The organism is Spiroplasma endosymbiont of Amphimallon solstitiale, from assembly GCF_964030965.1.
GTDB lineage: Bacteria > Bacillota_I > Bacilli_A > Mycoplasmatales > VBWQ01 > Spiroplasma_E.
In genome coordinates this window covers 1-19,686 of the sequence record NZ_OZ034999.1, presented here as the reverse complement: position 1 = coordinate 19,686, position 19,686 = coordinate 1, and the positions used below count along the sequence as shown (strand labels likewise).

General features: G+C 23.2%; 15 protein-coding genes and 1 other RNA gene. All 16 read right to left on the bottom strand.

What is annotated here, in order from left to right; all coding sequences use genetic code 4:
* Window positions 1–106: 106 nt before the first annotated feature.
* The 16 genes from ftsH to dnaN all read right to left on the bottom strand — a co-directional run bounded on the left by ftsH (window position 107) and on the right by dnaN (window position 18,127).
* Window positions 107–2,131 carry an ATP-dependent zinc metalloprotease FtsH gene (ftsH, locus tag AAHH39_RS00085; RefSeq protein ID WP_342218422.1) on the bottom strand — a complete coding sequence of 675 codons (2,025 nt, stop codon included), beginning with the start codon at window positions 2,129–2,131 and terminating at the stop codon, window positions 107–109.
* Window positions 2,132–2,168: 37 nt separating this feature from the next.
* Window positions 2,169–3,458, bottom strand: coding sequence for a tRNA lysidine(34) synthetase TilS (gene tilS / locus AAHH39_RS00080; RefSeq protein ID WP_342218421.1), 1,290 nt, complete (start codon window positions 3,456–3,458; stop codon window positions 2,169–2,171).
* 32 nt (window positions 3,459–3,490) lie between these two features.
* Window positions 3,491–4,219, bottom strand: coding sequence for a tRNA1(Val) (adenine(37)-N6)-methyltransferase (locus AAHH39_RS00075; protein ID WP_342218420.1), 729 nt, complete (start codon window positions 4,217–4,219; stop codon window positions 3,491–3,493).
* Between the two features lie 3 nt (window positions 4,220–4,222).
* A complete protein-coding gene (locus tag AAHH39_RS00070; RefSeq protein ID WP_342218418.1) occupies window positions 4,223–5,188 on the bottom strand; it encodes a hypothetical protein in 966 nt (321 codons plus the stop codon).
* Complete coding sequence (tmk, locus tag AAHH39_RS00065) at window positions 5,175–5,849, bottom strand: dTMP kinase (protein WP_342218417.1); 675 nt, start codon at window positions 5,847–5,849, stop codon at window positions 5,175–5,177. Before tmk ends, AAHH39_RS00070 begins: the two co-directional genes overlap by 14 nt.
* A gap of 38 nt (window positions 5,850–5,887) precedes the next feature.
* A complete protein-coding gene (locus tag AAHH39_RS00060) occupies window positions 5,888–6,157 on the bottom strand; it encodes a YbaB/EbfC family nucleoid-associated protein (protein ID WP_210368440.1) in 270 nt (89 codons plus the stop codon).
* 18 nt (window positions 6,158–6,175) lie between these two features.
* Complete coding sequence (gene dnaX / locus AAHH39_RS00055; RefSeq protein ID WP_342218416.1) at window positions 6,176–7,942, bottom strand: DNA polymerase III subunit gamma/tau; 1,767 nt, start codon at window positions 7,940–7,942, stop codon at window positions 6,176–6,178.
* Between the two features lie 58 nt (window positions 7,943–8,000).
* Complete coding sequence (locus AAHH39_RS00050; protein WP_342218415.1) at window positions 8,001–8,453, bottom strand: nucleoside deaminase; 453 nt, start codon at window positions 8,451–8,453, stop codon at window positions 8,001–8,003.
* A 24-nt stretch (window positions 8,454–8,477) separates the two neighbouring features.
* Window positions 8,478–8,572: signal recognition particle sRNA small type (ffs, locus tag AAHH39_RS00045), an RNA gene on the bottom strand.
* Window positions 8,573–8,643: 71 nt separating this feature from the next.
* The gene (gene serS / locus AAHH39_RS00040) at window positions 8,644–9,909 is read right to left on the bottom strand and encodes a serine--tRNA ligase (protein WP_286641700.1); all 1,266 of its coding nucleotides are present in this window, start codon (window positions 9,907–9,909) and stop codon (window positions 8,644–8,646) included.
* A 16-nt stretch (window positions 9,910–9,925) separates the two neighbouring features.
* Window positions 9,926–12,424, bottom strand: a complete 2,499-nt coding sequence (gyrA, locus tag AAHH39_RS00035; protein ID WP_342218414.1) for a DNA gyrase subunit A — start codon at window positions 12,422–12,424, stop codon at window positions 9,926–9,928.
* A 31-nt stretch (window positions 12,425–12,455) separates the two neighbouring features.
* The gene (gyrB, locus tag AAHH39_RS00030) at window positions 12,456–14,378 is read right to left on the bottom strand and encodes a DNA topoisomerase (ATP-hydrolyzing) subunit B (protein ID WP_425288932.1); all 1,923 of its coding nucleotides are present in this window, start codon (window positions 14,376–14,378) and stop codon (window positions 12,456–12,458) included.
* A gap of 240 nt (window positions 14,379–14,618) precedes the next feature.
* Complete coding sequence (locus AAHH39_RS00025; RefSeq protein WP_342218412.1) at window positions 14,619–14,909, bottom strand: hypothetical protein; 291 nt, start codon at window positions 14,907–14,909, stop codon at window positions 14,619–14,621.
* Between the two features lie 42 nt (window positions 14,910–14,951).
* Window positions 14,952–15,896, bottom strand: coding sequence for an IS30 family transposase (locus AAHH39_RS00020; protein ID WP_342217458.1), 945 nt, complete (start codon window positions 15,894–15,896; stop codon window positions 14,952–14,954).
* 602 nt (window positions 15,897–16,498) lie between these two features.
* Window positions 16,499–16,882, bottom strand: a complete 384-nt coding sequence (locus tag AAHH39_RS00015; protein ID WP_342218411.1) for a hypothetical protein — start codon at window positions 16,880–16,882, stop codon at window positions 16,499–16,501.
* 57 nt (window positions 16,883–16,939) lie between these two features.
* Entirely contained in the window at window positions 16,940–18,127 is a 1,188-nt protein-coding gene (gene dnaN, locus AAHH39_RS00010) for a DNA polymerase III subunit beta (RefSeq protein ID WP_342218409.1), read from the bottom strand.
* Window positions 18,128–19,686: the final 1,559 nt, after the last annotated feature.

Sequence of the window (19,686 nt, the reverse complement as noted above, 5' to 3'; positions counted from 1 at the left end):
CTTTTTATATTATATTTACCAAATAAAAAAAGAAAATAAAACAAAACTTACACATTATCGAAAATATTAAAATAGTAAGTTTTGTTTTTTTATTATAATAATTTAATTATTTCTTCTTAGGAACAACTGATATTGTATCATCATCATCAGTTCCTGAATTATTATCTTCCTTTTTATCACTTGATTCATTATCCTCTTTGGAAGGATTTTTACTATTTTTTTGCATTTCTTTTTGCATTTCTATTACTTCAATTGGTAATTTATTATATTTATCAATATATTCTATTTGTTCAGCAGTAATTGTTTCTAAAGTCATTAATGATTTAGCAATTAATTCTAATGTATCTTTATGTTTTTTAATTGTTGCTACTGCTTCAATATAACAAACATCTAATAATTTTTTAATTTCTCCATCAATTTTAGATGCAATATCATCAGAAAACTTATTTGCTGCAAAAGGTGAATACTCATTACGTGGACTTTCAAATTGAACTAATCCTAATTCAGATGACATTCCATATTCAGTTATCATTTTTCTGGCAATATTTGTTGCTTTTTCTAAATCATCATGAGCACCAGTAGTAATATTTGCATTACCAAACATAATTTCTTCTGAAGCGCGACCACCTAAATAACCAGTAATAGTTGCTCTTAAATGTACTTTTGAATAAAACATAGTATCTTCTTTAGGAGTCATAATAGTATATCCACCTGCTTGTCCACGTGGTATTATTGTAACTTTTTGAACTTTAGAAGCATATTCTAGTTTTAAACCAATAAGAGCATGTCCAGCTTCGTGATATGATACTATTTTTTTATCCATATCAGTAATTACTCTTGAAGTTTTAGCAGGTCCACCAACAACTCTATCAATAGCTTCATCAATTTCTACTAAACCAATAACTGTTTTATTATGACGAACAGCTAACAACGTTGCTTCATTTAATACATTTTCTAATTGTGCACCACTAAATCCTGGCGTTCTCTCTGCTATTCTTTGAAAATTAACTTTTGGCGAAATATTTTTATTACGAGCATGTAATCGTAAAATTGCTTCACGTTCTTTAATATCAGGTCAACTTAAAGAAATTTGACGATCAAATCTACCTGGACGTAATAACGCTTCATCAAGTACATCAGCACGGTTAGTAGCAGCCATAATAATAACTCCCAAGTTAGTTTCAAATCCATCCATTTCAACTAATAATTGGTTTAAAGTTTGTTCATTAGTTGCAGTTGAAACTGAGGCACGTTTTCTTCCTACTGCATCAATTTCATCAATAAAAATAATACAAGGAGCACTTTTTTTAGCAGTAGTAAACATTTCTCTAATTCTTGAAGCTCCAACTCCAACAAAAACTTCTTCAAATTCAGAACCAGAAATTGAAAAGAAAGGAACACCTGCTTCACCAGCAACTGCTTTTGCTAATAAAGTCTTACCAGTACCAGGAGGTCCTACAAGAAGAACTCCTTTTGGCACTCTTGCACCCATTTGTGCATATTTTTGTGGAAACTTTAAAAAATGAACAACTTCTTCTAATTCCAATTTTTCTTCTTTAATACCAGCAACATCAGTAAATCTAGTATCTGATGTTCTAATCTTAGCACGACTTTTTCCCATTGAAAAAGGACTCATGCCACCACCAGCACCCATTTTATTCATTTTAGAAAATAATCAAAATGAACCACCAACTAATACTAATATTGGAAACATACTAATTAAAAATGTTTTTCAAAACGGAACTAATTCACTAATAATTGTGGGGTTAATATCAAAGCCTTTACCCTCTTTATCTTTTCTGAATAATTTTTCAATAACATCATGATAAAAACCACCTGTAGCAGTTCCAGAAACTGTCGCTTCAAATCGTTTTACCTTACCATTAATTCCTAAAAAACCTGTAATATAAGTAGTATGATCAAAAAATTGAACTTGTACTCCATCAATTTTGCTAACAGTGTCACTACTATTACCAGGGAGTTTACCATCTCTAAGTAATGTTTCTAATTGAAATTGATCTAAAGTTAAAGCATTACCTCTTAAAAAATATCACAATAAAATTCCAACAAATACTAAAAAAGCAACGAATAGTGCAACAATCATTCAATTAATTTTAATTCGCGTTTGCATTATTTTTTCACCTACGTTTAATTTCTAATTTATTTTCTTAAATAATACCATAATATTTTAGCACATACAAATTAGGTTTCTCACTAATATTGTTTTTATTTACTGATAATTTTGGAATTGCCACTACTTTTCCGCTTGAATTTATGATTACTGGTCATATAAGACGTTCACGATATGGAATTTTATTATCAATAAATAAACGATTAATTTTTTTTGTACCAAATGGTGTTTCAATTTCTTCTTCACCATTATTAGTTCTAATTGTTAATGGAAAATCTGATTTATTAATATATAAAGCTTGAAATTCACCACCTGTTGGTTCAGTTTTAGAAATAGTAATTTCCTTAAAATTATAGTTATTTATTTTAGAAATTTTATAACTAAATTGTTTTGGTTCATTTTTTTCACTAATATATGCAAAATTATATTCTTTAATAACTCAAGTATTTTCAGAAATACAAATAGTAATATTTGGTTTACTAGATTTAGTTAAAACTCTAACTATTTCTTTAATTTTAGCCTTTTTTAAAGATAAAACTAATTCTTCATCATATTGGCTTAAAAATTCATAGATAATCATTTGTTGTAATTTAAATTCATATTTTTTAAATTCATTAATAGCAAGCACATCATCATTAATAATGGTATTGTAAATTACTTCAAGTTCATCTTTCAGTAACTCTTGTTCACTATTTAATTCTTTAATTTCACTTAACATTAAATTAATATCAAAATCAGTAAGTTTATTAATTTGTTGTTGTCTAATTCTATTTCTTTCATAAATAATTAATTCATTTGTTTCATCAAATCCATATTTAATATGATACAAAGTTAAATAGTCAATAATATCTTCTTTTTTTAATTCTAACATTGGACGATAAACCGATAAAGATTTATATGTTGTTTTAAATTTTAATCCATAATAAGAAACTATTGCCTTGCGCTGTTTTTGAATAATATATGTTTCAAGTAAATCGTAAATATGATGTGCTACAACAAGATTATAAACTTGATATTTTTGAGCAATTTCATTAAAAAAATCATATCTAAGTACACGTGCTTGACTTTGAAAATTTTGTTTTTTATTGTATTCCTCTTCTTTAATATTTTTTACTTCTAAAGTTATTTTATTATTTGTACAATATTCTCGAACAATTTGCTCATCAACATTACTACTTCAACGTTTATGATAATTAACATGACAAACAATAATTTTAAACTTATTACGTACTAAATTATCTAATAAAAACATACTATCTGGACCACCTGATACAGCTAATAAGTAAGTTATTTTTTTATTAAGTTTATTTAATCAATTAATATTCATTTTAAACACCTAACCTTACACTTATATTAAGATTATTTATATCACTTTGCTATTTCATCAATATAAGTATTATTTTCATTATGACAAATCAATGGTGGCAAAACAATCATTCCTTCTTTCGCTAAAAATCCTGCTTCAATTAAAAAAACATTGGCAGCCTGATTAATTTTAGGATAAACTATTTGTAATTTTTTAGGTATAATTTGATATTTTTTTAATAAAAGCAGCGTTTCGTTTATTCTTTCTACACTATTTATCATAACCAATCGCCCTTTGTCTTTTAATAATTTACTTGCGCTAGCAATAATCTCCTCTAAATTAATATATACTTCATGTCTTGCTGCAATTTTTAAAGGTTGTGCTTTTACTTTGCTTTTATCTCATAAAGGAAAAAAAGGTGGATTGCATACAATTAAATCAACTTTTTCTTTTTCTCTTTGAGCATAAATTTTTATGTCTTCATGAACAATGACAATTCTTTTTTCTAAATCATTAAGTTTTATATTTTCTAAAGCAAGTTCAACAGCTGGCTCTTGAATTTCAATACCAATTACTTTTCCTTGAAATTTTGCAGCTAAAATTATTGGAATAACAGCATTATTAGTTCCAAAATCAATTATTGTTTTAGTACTAGGTTTTATTTTAATAAAATTACTTAATAAAATAGTATCCAAAGAAACACAAAACATATCTTTTCTTTGAATAAGTTTAATTTTTTTATCATCTTGATTTAAAATTAAAATCTTTTTTGTACTTTCCATAGTTTAATTATCACTTACCTTAATAAGAAAAGAATTTATTAATAAATTTAAGTTAACATTAAATTTTAATTTAGTAATTGTAAATGAAATTTGTTCTAAAATATAGGCTATGTTTTTTAAATTACTATTTTTTCATAAATTAACTAAACTTTCAATAAAAAAATTATTAAAATCATACTTTTTAAATAAAAGAAAAGTTAATTTATTAAAAACTACTAAATTAAAAAATCTAAAAAAGTAAATAATTTCTTCTTTTAAACTAACTATTTTTTTATTCAAAAGTTGATTGTTAACCTTTTTATCATTATCATTAATAATAAATTGTTTAATAATTTCAATATATTTTTTTAATTTAAGTTTACTGCTTTCATCTGTCAAAAAAGTAGTATTTGAAAATATTTTTAATATTAATAATTGTTCATCATCATAATTGTTACTAACAAATATATCATTTTCTTTTGAACAATTTATCAATTGACAACGAGATTTAATAGTAGGGAGTATTTGATTAATATTAGTGGTAGTAAAAATTACATAAATATTTTTAGATAATTCTTCTAAAGTTTTAAGCATAACATTTGAGGCTGAAGTTGAAGAAAATTCAATTTGATTTATTAAATAAATTTTATTAGCATCTTTTTCTAAATTAGTTTTAAAAAAATCATTAATAATTTCTAAAACAATATTTTTATTCATAATATTATTTTTACTAAAATCAAATTTTTTAAAATCAAAATAACTATTAGTTTTAATTTTAAAACAATTTTGACACATATTTTCTTCAGTACATTTTTTTAATTGATTATTATTTTTACAAACAATTTTTTTTATTAACTTATTACTAACATTTATATTTAATATTTTATTTTTCGAATACAATAAAATTACCTGTGGAATATTTTCCATTGCAAAAATAGAAAAATTTTCTGATTCTTCATTTTCAAATAAAATTACATTATTTTCCTTCATTAGATCCTCTAATTTTGATTTTTTTTTCTTTAAAACCTTTTTCTTCAACTAAATTTATGATTAGTTCATAAACACTATTAAAAACTTTTTTTTCTGATAAATTAGCATTTATTGTATGAACGCGATTTGGATTACTAATAGCAATTTTTTTATAACCATTATATACTTTTTGATGAAATTCTATTGTTTCTTCATCTAATCTATTCAATTTTTCACCTTTTCTTAATAAAATTCGTTGTAAACCTGTTTCTGGTTTAATATCAAATAAAACTGTCAAATCAGGTTGATAATCTTCAAAAATAAGTTTTTGAATAAGATTTATTTTATCAATATCTAAATTTCTAGCATAACCCTGATATGCTAAAGTTGAGTCAGAAAAACGATCAGAAATAATGATTTTATTACTGTTTTTATTTGGCAGAACTTTTTCAATTAAATGTTGTCTTCTAGCTGCAATATAAAGCAAAACTTCTGTTCATGGATCCATTAATGTATTTTCTTTATTTAAAATAACTTGTCTTATTTGTTCAGAAATTTCGCTACCACCTGGTTCTCTCGTAATAATAACATCAAAACCATCTTGTTTTAATTGTTCTTTAATCATTTTTAAAACTGTAGTTTTACCTGCACCTTCTGGCCCTTCAAAGGTAATAAATAACATTTTTCTACCTCTTTCTATGCTAAAATTACTAAACTCTTCTAAAACTTGCCAGCAATATTTTTTTCTTTTTCATCTATTTGTTTTAATGCTTTATTTAGTTCTGTTTGTAACATATCATTAATACTTGAATAATCATTTTCTGCTTCTTTTAATAATCCTTCAATATTAATTGAAACTAGTTTACGTCCACCTGTTATAATAATTTTAACCAAACCATCAATATCAGAAAAAGTAAATTCTTCTTTTTTAAATTTTGTTAACTTTCCTTGAATTGCTTGTGCTTGTGCTAACATTCTTTTCATATCCATATTTTTCACCTCATATTTTTATATTTCTTCAATTTCAGTAAATATTTTTTTAATAAAATTTAAAGTCGGATCTCTATCTACATTGGTAAATGACTCAATTACAGGTTTTGATATTACAATATCTACTGGTTTTGGTAATATTTTTTTTGTTAGTAACTCTTGATATTTTTTTCTTGTTTCCTGTCATTGATTTTTATCAAGGGCATAAATCATATATTCATTTTCTAATAAAATATTTAAAAATTCTCTATGTTCTTTACTTAAAAAACTTTGATTTATTAAATCAGATTGAATAATATTTTTGGTAATAATAATAATGCCATTAGTAGATGCTGCCGCAATAATAGTATTTATATAAACTTTAGTTATGTTTCTAAATTTATTATCATTAATAAATTTAGAAATATTTTTTCACTTTTCACTAACTTCTTTTCTAATATTTTTATCAGCTTGTAAAATTAAATTAATGGCTTTATCAATTATCTCATCATTTTTTAAATTTTTCACAGTTGGTACATCAAAAATTTCTTTTTCTTTAATATTAGTATTTTCTTCTTTTACTAAAATTGAAATTAATTCTTCATTATTTTTATCTATTTCGCTTTTTTTTAAAATTTTTGTTATTTCATCTTTACTATTTAAATTTATACTTTTATTTTCTATATTCATAATAGATATTTTTGTTTTTTCTAAATAATTTAATGAATATTTATTCTCAAAATTTTTAATTAAATTTAATATTTTTAGTATTAATATTGGTTTTAAATCATCAACATCTTCTTGAATTAAAATTTCATTAAATGAATTCAAAATTAAAAGTAAATCAGATTTTACTACTTCAGAAAAAATATTTACTTGGTGAATATTTATCATTTTAAGTAATTCTGTTTTTTTAGTAATAGCATAAATTAATATTTCTTCAAGAATGTAAATAAAATCAATAATATTTTTTTTATATTGAATAGTATATTCATCAAATAATGTTAATTGTTTTATTACTTGCTCAATATTACAATTAAATATATTAATTAAAAATAATATTTTATTTTTTGTTGATAAAACAGAAAATATTTTTTCAACATTTTTAAGTGTTATATTATTACCATAATTAAATGTTTTTTCTAAATAATTTAAACCATCACGTAAAGAGCCTTCGCTCAATATTGCTAATTCCTCTACTGCTTCAACCTCAAAATTAATTTTTTCTTTTGTTAAAACATCAATAAAATGTTTTTTAGTTTCATTTACATTAATTTTTTTAAATTCAAATCATAAACAACGAGAAATTATAGTTGGAATTACTTTATATGGTTCTGTTGTTGCTAAAATAAAAATAATATGTTGTGGTGGTTCTTCTAAGGTTTTTAATAATGCGTTAAAAGCAGAAGTTGTTAACATATGAACTTCATCAATAATATAAACTTTATATTTAAAATTCATCGGTAATAAGTTAATATTATCTCTAATACTTCTTATTTCATCAACACCATTATTGGAAGCACCATCAATTTCTAAAATATCAATACAATTATTTGAACTAATGTTTATACAATTTTCACAAGTATTACATGCATCTCCATCAATGTTATTTTGACAATTAATTGCTTTAGCAAATATTTTAGCCGTTGATGTTTTTCCTGTACCTTTTGAGCCTGAAAATAAATAAGCATGATTAAAACTATTATTTAAAATAGAATTTTTTAATATTCTTACAATATTATCCTGACTAATTATTTCTGAAAAAGAATTTGGTCGGTACTTTCTATAAAAAGATTTATGTTTCATTTAAATCACCTATATTTATCCTAACAATTTTTTATAAAATTTGTTATAAAAACAATTATTATAAATTACGAATTTCTCCAAAAAAACTTTGTAACATTTCTTTACTATCTAAGTTTAAAGAATAAGTATATTCACTACGATGATTAAATCTTTTATCTAATGTTAAATTATAGAGTGATTCAACGCATCCAAACTTACTATCTTTTAAAGCAAAAACAATATGTTTTATTCTTGTTTGTAACAAAGCACCTACACACATTAAACATGGTTCTAATGTTGTATAAATAGTACAATTTAACAAACGTCAATTATTAATTTTTTTACATGCTTTTTTTATTGCAATAATTTCCGCATGTTGAATTGGATCTTTGTCTTTTTCCTTTTTGTTAAATCCTCTACCAATAATATTATCATTTTCATCAACAATAATTGCTCCAATTGGAACATCACCATTAATAGCAGCTTTTTTAGCAAGCTTTAAGGCAATTTCCATGTAATTTTGTTTTTTCATTTAAAGAAACCTCTTTTTTATTTTTCAAAATAAAACCACCGCACACAATCCTAATCCTTATGGCTGCTACCTTTCGGTCCTGACCCGGTTCGAATGTAATTGTTGCAGTGGCATTATTAATTATAACAATTTTTTTTATAAAAAAATACATTTTTTTTAATTTATAATGTTTCACGTGAAACATTATAAATTAAATAGTTTTTAAATTATTCATATAAGGTTGTAAAACAATAGGTATATTTACAACATTATCTTCTTCAACATAAAAATTTTCTAAAATTGCTGCAACAACTCGATCAATAGCTAATCCCGATCCATTTAGTGTATGTGGAACTACTTTCTTATTATCTTGACTAACTCTAGTTTCCATTCTTCTTGCTTGAAAATCTTCACAATTACTACATGAAGAAACCTCACGATAACACATTTGAGAAGGTAATCATAATTCTAAATCATAAGTTTTAGCAGCACTAAAACCAATATCACCACTACATAAATTAATAACTCTATAAGGAATATCTAATTTTTGTAAAATTAATTCAGCATTTTTAGTTAACTCTTCAAGGGCATCATAAGATTTTTCAGGATCAACAATTTGAACTAATTCTACTTTATTAAATTGATGTAATCTAATTATTCCTCTTGTATCTCTACCAGCAGAACCCACTTCTGAACGAAAACATGGTGTATAAGCACACATTTTTATTGGTAATTCAGAAAAATTAATAATTTCATTACGATAAATATTTGTTAAAGGAACTTCTGCTGTTGGAATTAAATACTGTTCATTATTTAATTGAAATAAATCATCTTTAAATTTAGGAAGTTGCCCTGTACCAAATAAGTTTTCTTTATTAATAATTAATGGTGGTAAAAATTCAGAATAACCATTTTTTAAATGAGAATCAATCATAAAATTCATTAATGCTCTAACTAATAAAGCACCTTTATTTTTATACATAATAAATCTAGTACCACTTAATTTAGTTGCTTTTGAAAAATCAATTATATTTAATTTTTCAGCAATTTCTCAGTGTGGTTTACTATTTTTTTTAATAATTTTCCCTCATTTTTTAACTTCTTGATTATTAGTTTCATCGTTTCCTTGTGGAACTGAAAAATGTGGTATATTAGGAATTACTAATTGTAATTCATATATTTTATCTTCTAAATCTACAATTTTTAAATTATTTTTTATAATTTTTTCTTTTAAAATAATCATATCATCTTTAATTTTTTTTATTTGATCATTTTTTTTATTTTTTAATAATTCACCAATTTGTTTAGATTGCTTATTTCTTGTTTCTTCTAATTTTTGATTTTTTGTTTTTAAAGTTCTTATTTCTAAATCTAAATTAAAAATTTTATTTATTTCATTTTTATAGCTTTGGCCCCTTGTTTCTATTTTATTAATAGTTTTTTCCAAATTATTACGTATTTTTTCTATATCAATCATTTTAGCACCTCTTAAATTAATCAATAAAAATAGTTTTTTCTTTAGTGACTGGGATTGTTACAATTGAAGAAATTGCATCATTTTCTGTTTTAAATCTAATTAATTTAACACCTATAGTATTTCTACTTGTAGTTCTTATATCTTCTAAAGAAAATCTAATAACTGTACCTTTTAAAGTCATAATTAATAAATCATTACTATTATTAGTGTTATTAGTGTTATTTATTGAATTTATACCAATTAATTTTCCTGTTTTTTGAGCTAATTTCATTGAAATTACACCTTTACCACCACGATTTGCTAAACGATATTCTTCAAATCGTGATATTTTTCCATAACCTTTCTCACTAATAGAGACAACTAAATCACCATCTTGATTAGAACACATTCCAATAACATGAGTACCTTTTGTATCTATTCCTTTTACTCCGCTGGCTATTCTTGACATTACTCTAACTTGATTTTCATTGATTCTAACTGCTCGTCCATTAGCCACAGCAATAATTATTTCATTATTACCTGTAGTTTTCAGCACATCTACTAATTGATCATTTGAACGCAATTTAATAGCTATTTTACCATTTTGGTAAATAGATTTAAATTGATCTAAAGTTGAACGTTTAATAATTCCTTTTTTAGTAACAAAAAATAAATTAGCATTTATATCATAATCTTCTGATATAGCAATTATTGTTTTAATAGTCTCATTTTTTTCTGTTGCTATTAAATTAACAATTGGTGTTCCTTTAGCTGTTCTTGAATAATTTGGCACCTTATGAGCACGAATTCGATAAACTTTCCCTTTATTACTAAATATTAACAAATCAGAATGAGTTGAAGTAATTAAAACTTTATCAATATCATCAGTATTAATATCAGTGCCACCAGCACCTTTAACACCAACACCACCACGATGTTGAGTTCTATATGTATCTAAAGGTAAACGTTTAATATAACCACTTTTTGAAAGCGTTATAACCACCTGTTCTTCTTTAATTAAAGCTTCATCAATAATTTCACCTTCATAATTTTCAATAATTTCAGTTCTTCTATCATCACCATAATTTTCTTTAATTGTTGTTAACTGAGAAATCATTAATTCTATTTGCTTAGAAGGTTCATTAATTAAAGTTCTTAATCGAATAATTTCTTCATTAATAAATGATAATTCATTATTTAATTTTTCTTGTTCTAAATCTGTTAAACGTTGCAGTTTCATTTCTAAAATAGCTTTAGCTTGTTTTTCAGAAAATTCAAATTTATTCTGTAAATTAGTTAATGCTTCTTCTGTTTTCTTTGATTCCTTAATTATTTTAATAATTTCATCAATATTTTGTAATGCTTTAACAAGACCAAAAATAATATGATATTGATGTTCATATTTTTTTAATTCAAAATTAGATTTATTAAGAATAATTTCAATTTGATGTTCAATATAAATTTCAATCATTTCTTTTAAATTCATTACTTTAGGTTGTTTATTATGTAATGCTAATAAATTTATTGTGAACGTTGTCTGTAATGAAGTAAATTTATATAGTTGATTTAAAATAAGTTCAGCATAATCAATATTTTTAATTTCTAATACTAATCTTATTCCTTCACGATTAGATTCATCTCGCAAATCAGTTATATAATTTACTTTTTTTTCTTGAACTGCTTTAACTATATTATTTATTAAATTAGTTTTATTAGTTTGATAAGGTATTTCTTCAACAATAATTGCAGGCTTACCATTTGATAATTTTTCAACTTTAGTTTTACTACGAACTGTTATTGTTGATCTTCCGTTTAAATAAGCATTTTTAAATGAATTTACACCTAAAATCATTGCACCTGTAGGAAAGTCAGGTCCTTTAACAATATCTAATATTTCCATAATATCACAATCAGGATTTTGAGCTACAAAAATAATTGCATCAACTATTTCTCTTAAGTTATGTGGCGGAATACTTGTTGCCATTCCAACAGCAATACCTGTTGTTCCATTAACTAATAAATTAGGAAAATAAGCTGGTAAAACACTAGGTTCTTTTTCAGCACCATCATAATTTTCAACAAAAGTAACTGTATTTTTATTTAAATCTTTAACCAACTCTCCTGCTATTTTACTCATTCTAACTTCAGTATATCTCATAGCAGCAGCACTATCACCATCAATTGAACCAAAATTACCTTGGCCATCAGCTAAAGGATAACGATAATTAAATTCTTGTGCCATTCTTACCATTGTTTCATAAACTGCAATATCACCATGAGGATGAAATTTTCCAATACATTCTCCAACAATACGTGCTGCTTTTTTATAAGGTTTATCATATGTCATACCTAAAATTGCTAAAGAATATAAAATTCGACGATGTACTGGTTTCAATCCATCTCTTGCATCTGGTAAAGCTCTTGAAACAATAACTGACATTGAATATTCTAAAAAACTAGTTCTCATTTCATCAGATATATTACGAACATATTTATTAGAAATAAATGTTTCATTTTTTTTAGTTATTTCGCTCATATATAAACTCCTAATTTTATTTTATTAACTTTTAAGCATCAATGTTTTTTACATATTTAGCATTTTCTTGAATAAATTCTTTTCGTGGAAATACATCTTTCCCCATCAATATTGAAAAAGTTTCATCTGCTTCTGAAGCATCATCAATACTTACTTGTAATAAAATTCTATGTTGTGGATCCATAGTTGTTTCTCATAGTTGTGTGGCATTCATTTCTCCTAAACCTTTATAACGTTGAATGTTAAAATTAGTTCCATTAAAATTATCTTTAATTTCTTGCAATTCTTGATCATTATATGCATATTTAATAAATTTACCACTATAAAATTTGTATAAAGGAGGCTGAGCTATATATATATAACCAGCATCAATTAAGGGACGCATGTAACGATAAAAAAATGTTAATAATAATGTTTTAATATGTGAACCATCAACATCAGCATCAGTCATAATAATAATTTTATGATAACGTAATTTAGTAATATTAAATTCTTTACCAACACCACAGCCAAAGGAAATAATAAGATTATTTATTTCTTCGTCAGAAAAAACTTTTAAAAGTCGTGCTTTTTCAACATTAATTATTTTCCCTCTTAATGGTAAAATTGCTTGAATTTCTCTACTTCTTCCCAACTTTGCAGTTCCACCAGCTGACTCACCTTCGACAAGAAAAACTTCTGTTTTAGTTGGATCTTTAGAAGAACAATCTGCTAATTTACCTGGTAAATTAGAAAATTGTAAAGGATTTTTTCTCGAAGTCATAATATTCTCACGTGCTTTTTTAGATGCTAAACGTGCACTTACTGATAAAATAACTTTGTTAATAATAATTTTTGCTTCAGCAGGGTTTTCCAATAAAAATTTATTAATTATTTTTCCAGTTACATTAGAAACAATTTTTCTAACTTCAGAATTACCAAGTTTTGTTTTAGTTTGCCCTTCATATTGTGGATTAGGATGTTGAACTGAAATAATTGCTAAAATTCCTTCTTTAACATCATCGCCAGTAAATGTTTCATCATTATTTTTTAAAAGATTATTTTTTTTCGCATAAGAATTCAATTCTCTTGTTAATGCTAAACGAAAACCATCTTCATGTGTTCCACCTTCAGGTGTATTAATATTATTACAAAATGAAAATATTTGAGATTCTTCACTTTCATTATATTGAAAAGCTATTTCTGTGTTTATACCATTTATTTCAAACTCTCCATAAATAATTTCATGTTTTAAAGGTTCAAATTTATTATTTAAAAAGGCAACATATTCTTTAATGCCCCCTTCATAACAAAAAGTTTCTTCTTTATTTTCACGTTCATCAATAACTTGAATAGTTAAACCTTTATTTAAAAAAGCAAGTTGTCTTAACCTTGTTTTAATTATTATAAAACTAAAATTTACAGTTTCAGTAAAAATACTTTCATCAGGTTTAAATAAAACAGTTGTTCCATTTTTATCACTTTGTCCAATAATTGCCAATGGTAATTCTGGTTTACCACCTTCAATATATTTTTGAAAAAAAATATTACCATCACGGTAAATAGTAACTTCCAAATACTTACTTAAAGCATTTACTACTGAAGCACCAACACCATGTAAACCACCTGATACTTTATAAGAACCATTATCAAATTTTCCACCAGCATGTAATGTAGTAAAAACCGTTTCTACTGTTGAAATATTAGTCTTTGGATGTATATCAGTAGGAATACCTCGACCATTATCTTTTACTAATATTTCATTATTTTTAGTAATAGTTACAGAAATTTTTGTACAAAAACCAGCAATAACTTCATCAACAGCATTATCAACTATTTCTCAAACTAAGTGATGTAATCCTCTTTCTGCAGTGGAACCAATATACATTCCAGGTCGTTTTCTAACTGCTTCTAGTCCTTCTAAAACTTGAATTGAGTTAGCATTATAATCATTTGGAGTCCTTGTGCTCACTATTTTCACTCTCTTTCATCATTAAATATTTTCATTATTAAATTAATGAAAATATTTAAAATTTCAAAAATAAATTCAAAAAAAGACTTTTTATTCTTTAAAATAAGCATATTATTTTACATTTTATGTATAAATTATACATTTTTTTTGATTTAAAACAACATAATTTTTTTAAAAGAAAAAATTAAAAAATCTTTATTCAAAAATAATAAATTACTTTTTTAAAAATATTTAACAAAAAATCTATTTAAAATTTTCTATTAAATTAATAATACTATTTGCCATTTGTTGATCAAATCACATACCTGGATGAAATTCATCAAAATAAAAATATTTATTTAAATTACTTTCATTAACTCCAGAATTAAAAACTGGTTTATAAGAATATTTTGTTTCTTTAGACATCATTTTACAAATTATAGCACTAGTTTCAACAATTCCATCTGGAATTTTATTTTTAAAATTATTCATATCAGTTGCTAATTCTCTTGAAAGAAAAAAAGGTGTAATAATATTTTTATAAATTATTTTCATTTTTAATATCACCTGAATTGTAAATATAAATGGGACAGTTTTTTAAAATAATTGTATTAAATCTATTGGTCTTTTATAAGATAGTGATTTTCTGGGTGTAGAATTAATTTGAAATGCTATAGTATTTAAATCTTTTTGTTTATATGAAGATAGATCTGTAGATTTTGGTAAATATCTTCTTAAAATACCATTATTATTTTCATTTAAACCTCTTTGACAAGGTTTACCAGGATCTGCAAAATAAATCTTAACATTACAATTTTTTTCGATTAATTTTCATTTACTAAATTCTTTACCACGATCAAAAGTAATAGTTTTAACTGTTCCTTTTTGTAACTTTGAAATAAATTTTATTATACTTTTTGTAATATTTTCTGATTTATTATTTTTAGTTGCTAAAGGAATTGTGGTTTTTGATCATATATCAGCTAAAGTAATAATAGAACTTTTATGATCTTTACCAATGATAGTATCACCCTCTAAATGACCAAATTCTTCTATATTTTTAATATTAGGAATGATTAAATTTCTTTCATGAATAGACTTACAATTATTAATTCTGCCCCTAGTTTCTTTTTGTTTGTGAGGTTTATTTTTTCCTTTTCTCAATAAGTTATTTTCATCAAAACCCATTCGATTTGTTTTAAACATGTTATATAAAGTTTTTGTTGAAATACTTTTTATTTTATTTTCCTTTAAAAAATTAGCAATTATATCAAGAGCATAATTTTTAGTAATTAACAAATGATTAATAGTATTAATTTCTATTAAAGTTAAAATTATTAATTTTCTACCTGCATTTTGTTTATTTTTTTGAATTTTATTCAATATTTCTAATGGTAATAAGTTTTGATTTAATAATCTACAAACTCTATGTACAGTTGATTTACTATAATCAATGGCTTTTGCTATTTTACGAATCGAAAATCCATAACTTTTATATTCTTTTATTGCTATTATTGATTCAATAGTCAGATACTTATACATTGTGCTAATTCCTTTCTTTTCTTAATTATAGAATTAACACAATTTAATTTTTATATAAGTGTCCTTTTTAATTTTACAATTCAGGTCATTTTTTTTCATTGTTTTTGATATTCAATACATGTTTTACGTGCTATTTGTATTTTTTGTTGATTATTATGTAATATCTTTTTAATTTTTGGTGTTAATGTTAAGTCAGGAACATCACTAATAATAATTTTTTTGCACCATTTTTAATTAATAATTTTATTGCTTTTTTTCTTCATTTATTACATTATTAATTTTACTGTTAATAATAATAGGATCTGTTTTATTCATTAAATTACCAATATCATTAGCTCCCATTTCTATTCAAATAACATCTTTTTTTGTAAAGAATGTTGTAATAACAACATTTGTGTTTGATGAGACAAATCAAAAGTTTTAATAATATCTAAATTATTATCACTGCTATCAGCAACTTCTTTTAATTATGTAGAAAAGTATGGATGACCAAAAATTATTCATCAATTTACACTTAAAATATTATTTTTAATTAAAAATTTGTTAAAAGTAACATTATTTAGTGTAAAAATTCTCTAAAAATAACACTTTATCATGTATCATTACTTTTCTACAAAATTAAAGGCAACTTCTCCTCCATAAGCATAATTATTACCCAAACTTTGAAATGTTTTACCATTGATGTTAAATAATCAGCTAGGTTTAAAATTAATATTTAATTTTTCAGCAATTAATTGTGAAGCTACTTTATTACTACTTCAACAATTATTATAATAAGGTTTATCTAATTGAAAATGTTTAAATTTACTATTACTATTTTCTAAATATTGATTTTGTGCAAATGTTCCTGCACCAGTATCTGATAAACTATCCCCTAAAACATAAAATTCACTAATACTATCTTGCTTATTTTTACAAGCAATTATATTTAAATTAGTAAAAATTAAAATAGTAAACATACTTAACAATTGTAATTTCTTCTTCATTATTTTTTACCTTTTCTTAGCTTATTAATTAAAAATAACTATTTTAGTTATATCATATTATTTTTCTCCAATTGGTAAAACTAGTTGTAATAACCCAGTTTCTTCTTCACTATCAATAATTGTATAATTTTTTGGTCAAGAAATTTTCAAATTTACTTTTTTACATTTATTAAAAGATTTTAAAGCATTAATAATTAATTTTGAATTAAAAACTACTTTTATTTCTTCTTTTAAACTTTTAGATTTTACAATATGAAATTTTTTAAATTGTTCAATTACTTCACCTATACTATCATTATTAGATAAACAATTAATTTTAAAATCATTTTTTTCCACATTGATTCAAAATTGAATCATAGGTGAAGTATCTTTTTTTGCTAAAATTATTGATAATTCAATAATTTTTAAAAATTCTCTAACGTTATTAATTTCAATAATATTTTTTTCTTTTTCTATAATATTTTTAATAATATCATCCGTATTTGGATAAGTACCTTCAATCATTCGTGTTTGAAATAAAAAATTTTCAATTTCAATAATTAAATTATAATCATTTTCAAAATAAAAATTTATATTTGAATTTAAATCACTAGTAATTTTATCAATTTCATTTAATAAATGAACTGGAATATTAAATTCTTTATTATTAAATTCTAATTTTTCTTCAAAAGAAAATCACTTTTTTGCTAAACAATATCCATCAGTTGCTGTAACAAATAACTTTTGATCATTAAATTTAAAATTAATTCCACTTAATGCTGGTTTATTATTGTTTGTATTTGTTGCAAAAGCAATTTGTTCATTTATATTTTGCAACAAACTTTTATTAAAAGATACTTTATTTTTAATATTTTTATTAAAGTTAATTTTTGGAAATTTTTCAATTGTCAACGTACTTAATTTGAAGATAAAATCATTATTATCATTTTTAAAATTACTAATAATTAAGTTATTAATTTTAAGTTCAAATAAAATTCATTCATCTTCTAATTTACTAAAAATATCATAAATAATTTTAGTATTAATTAATACTGAACCAATATTTAATATTTTTAAATATTTTTCATTATTATTTAGTTCATATTTTAATGATAAATTACCATTAGATGCGGTTAAAATTATTTTTTCTTTTTCAACTTCTAATAAAAAACAAGATAATTCTTCGTAATTGTTATTAGAAATTGTTATTTTTATTATTTTTTTTATTATTTTGAATAATATAGAACTTTTGATTTCGATTTTCATAAATATCTCCCATTTTTAAACATTAATAATTAATTATATATTATATATATTAATTACTATTATTTATTTAATTATTAATAATATTATAATGTGGATTAATGTGAATAACTAATTTTAAATTATAAAATCAGTAAAAAATTAGGATTTTATATGTTAATAATTTATGATTAAAATAGTGGATTAATTGTGTTTTAAACATTCACGTGATAATCTTTCAATATTTTTTTTAAATTCATAATTAGTTTCAATATTTTTTTTAATTTTGTTATAAGCATTCATTACTGTTGTATGATCTTTACCTCCAAATTCAGAACCAATTTTTGTATATGATTCATTTAAAAGTGTTTTTATTAAATACATTGCTACATGGCGTGCTATTGTTATTGTTTTAACTCTAGAAGTACTAATCAATAATTTGATTGGAATATTATAATATTCAGATACAATTGTTTTAATTTTTTTAATAGTTAGTTTTTCTTTTAATGAAGTATTTGATGTTTTAAAAGCTTTCATAACGTCTTCAAGCACTATTAAATGATTAGGCTTTATATATAAAATGCTGTAAAAAATTAATCTATTTAATGCTCCTTCCAATTTTCTAACATCACTATTAAAATTTAAAGCAATAAAACTTAAAGATTCTTCAGTAAAAATGCTTGGATCATAATTTAAAGACTTAATTTTTTCTTTTAAAATAATTAATGAAGTTTCAAAATCTGGTGAATCAATACCAACACTTAAACCACTTTGAAATCTTGAAACATTTCTTTCTTCAAAACCATATAAATCATCAGGATGTTTATCTGATGTAATAACAATTTGTTTTTGTTTGTTAACAAAGCTATTAAATATATGAAAAAATATTTCATTTGTTTTACTACGATTAGCTAAAAATTGAATATCATCAACGAGAAGAACATCGTATTGATTAAATGAATCTTTAAATTTTTCAATATCATTAATATTTTGTTTAATAATTTCTGGTACCATACGGCCAAATTCTTCAGAAGATAAGTAAAGTACTTTTTTTTGATTATTATATTTTGTTAGTATTTCATTTTCAATAGCATGAAGTAAATGTGTTTTTCCTAATCCAGAATTACCATAGATAAATAAGGGATTTCAATACCTACCAAGTTCTATGGTAATTGAAAATGCTGCTTGATAAGCATCGTTATTTGATTCACCTTTAACAAAGTTATTAAATTGAAATTGTTTTTTAATTTGTTGCAATTTATTAAATTCAACAAAATCTTTTTCTACATATATTTTTTGTTTCTTTGCTTCATTAAGTTCTAAAAATTCAATTTGAAGATTTTGTTGAATAATTCTTTCCAAAATTTCTTTAACTTTAAATGTTATATTTTTAGTTAAAATTTCTTTTGCGAATAGTGAATCAACAATAATTAAACATTTATTTTCAAAAATATCATAAATATAAGTGTTTTTAATATAGTTATTAAAAATACTTGGATCAATCATTTCATCATATTGAAGAAAATTTCTAACTTTATTTCAAATATTTTGAAAGTTTTCTCGTTTATTATCAGTGTCATTCA